The sequence below is a fragment of the Kitasatospora sp. NPDC057198 genome (assembly GCF_042670125.1).
Taxonomy (GTDB): domain Bacteria; phylum Actinomycetota; class Actinomycetes; order Streptomycetales; family Streptomycetaceae; genus Kitasatospora.
Genome location: NZ_JBHUWH010000784.1, coordinates 1 through 2,068 on the forward strand (window position 1 = coordinate 1; position 2,068 = coordinate 2,068).

The 2,068-nt window shown below is 72.2% G+C and carries 1 protein-coding gene; it reads right to left on the reverse strand.

What is annotated here, in order from left to right:
• Nucleotides 1-48 precede the first annotated feature (48 nt).
• A complete protein-coding gene (locus ACFUEL_RS38975) occupies nt 49-1,899 on the reverse strand; it encodes a hypothetical protein (RefSeq protein WP_380242844.1) in 1,851 nt (616 codons plus the stop codon).
• Between the last annotated feature and the right edge of the window lie 169 nt (nt 1,900-2,068).

Sequence of the window (2,068 nt, forward strand, 5' to 3'; positions counted from 1 at the left end):
GGGCCGGAGTGCGCGGCGGGCCGGGCCCGGGGGCCGTTCAGTGGGCCGTCAGGGGGTGGTCGCGGGGTAGGAGACGACGTTGCTGGGGCCGCCGAAGGCGGGGTCGACGGTGCGGCCGGTGCCGTTGATCACCGAGTCGATGCCGCCGGTGCCGTTCAGGAAGACGGTCAGCAGGTCGTGGAACTTGACGCCGGGGGTGGTGGGCGCCTGGAAGGCCGTCGAGTTGCGGATGTCGACGCCCTGGTTGAAGTAGGAGTAGCTGCCCATGCCCCAGCCCTCGAAGGTCTTGACCTTCGGGCCGACGGCGAACGCCGGGTACCCCTTCTGCTGCGCGCTCGCCATCCACGCGGCCTGGTTGGGCACGTCGTAGGGGTTCTCGTTCTGGAAGAACACCACCTGGCCGTGCTCGCCGTTCCACTCGACCTCGGTCTTCTGGAAGTGCTCGACGGCCAGGCCGGTAGCGGTGACCCGGTCGCCGTTGACGGCCAGTCCGGTGTCGCTGCGGGCGCTGGTCCAGCTGCCGCCGCCGGTGCCGTGGTCGGCGCGCCAGATCCAGGCGTCGTCGATCAGGGTGTCGTCGCTGTTGACCTCCAGCGCGGTGTCGGCCGCGCCGTTCAGGGCGCCGCCGACCCGGAAGAACACGTCGGACAGGGCGATCGGGTCGGCGCGGTGCGAGTCGTGGGCGCCCCGGTTGCCGATCTGCACCAGCACCTTGGACTTCTTCTCCCCGGCGTCGACGATCAGGCCGGAGAGGTTGACGCCGTCCACGTCGTCGACCTTGATCGCGGCGTTGCCGCCGGTCGGGACGAGGGTGGCGAAGCCGAGGCCGATCACCTGGGTGCCGGGGCGGGTGACCCTGATCGCCTCGGGCAGCTCGTACACGCCGGGGGTGAACAGCAGGTTGCGGCCGGCCCGGAGGGCGGCGTTGATCTGCTTGACGTCGGCGCCGGGGCGCACCACGTAGAAGTCGTCCAGGCCGATCGAGCGGCCCTGGGTGGGGCCGTCCTGCCAGCTGGTGCCGCGGGAGTCGCGCCGGGCGTCGGGGACGAGGACGCGGTAGCGGCCCTGGTCGTCCAGGTACAGGTAGGGGGCCTCGCGGGTGACCGGGCAGGTGTCGAGCGTGGTGTACGGGGAGGCGGCCGGGTCGGTGGAGAAGGACTGCGCGGGGGCGCCCTCGGTGCCGCAGAACACCTGGTTCCAGACGCCGTTGGTCCAGCCGTCCAAGCGGCTGTTGCGGGTGAAGTACTGCTGCTGGGAGCCGTTGATCACGGTGCCGCCGGTGAATTCGGAGTCGGCGACGAAGCCGCCGCTGGCCCAGGCGGGCGAGCCGGTGCAGTAGTCCATCAGCGTCACGTTGCCGTTCATCCGGACCCGGCGCAGCGGTGCGGCCTGGGAGACCGCCCAGAAGTCGGTGCCGCCGTAGCAGCCGCTCTGGCCCGCGACGTTGACGGTGAGGTTGCTCAGCGAGCGCCAGAAGTTGGTGGTGGCGTAGCACTGGGACTGGTCGCCGCCGACGCACTGGTTGTAGACGTTGACGGAGCCGTTGACCACCACGTCGCCGGGGTTGCGGCCGAGGCCGGCGACGCTCTCGTAGAAGCCGACCGGGAAGACCAGCGGGTCGGCGGTGGTGCCGTAGGTGCCGGGCTTGAAGAGGATCGCGTAGCGCTCGGGGCCGAACTCGTTGCCGGCCTGGACCTGGGCGAGGGCGTTCAGCCGGTCCTGGATCTCGGCCTTGGGCATGGCCGGGTCGAGGACGATCACGTTCGCGCCGAGGCTGCCGCCGCCGGGCGGCACCGGGGCCGCGGCGGCCTGGGTGGTGGGGGCGACGAGGGCCGCGACCAGGGCGGTGGCGGCGGCGGCCGCGAGGCCGTAGCGGCGGGACCGGGGAGCTCGGTTCATGGGGGTGCACACCCGTCTGGTGGGGTCCGGGGGACGGCGGCCGGGGGCGCCGCGCGCGTGACCGCGCGTCGGTCGCGGACCCCGGCCGCTTACTTCACGCCGAGATTTAACGTATGAGAAAAGGGGGCGTCAAGACCCGCGGCAGCTTCGGTGCGGGCGGCCCCCGCCG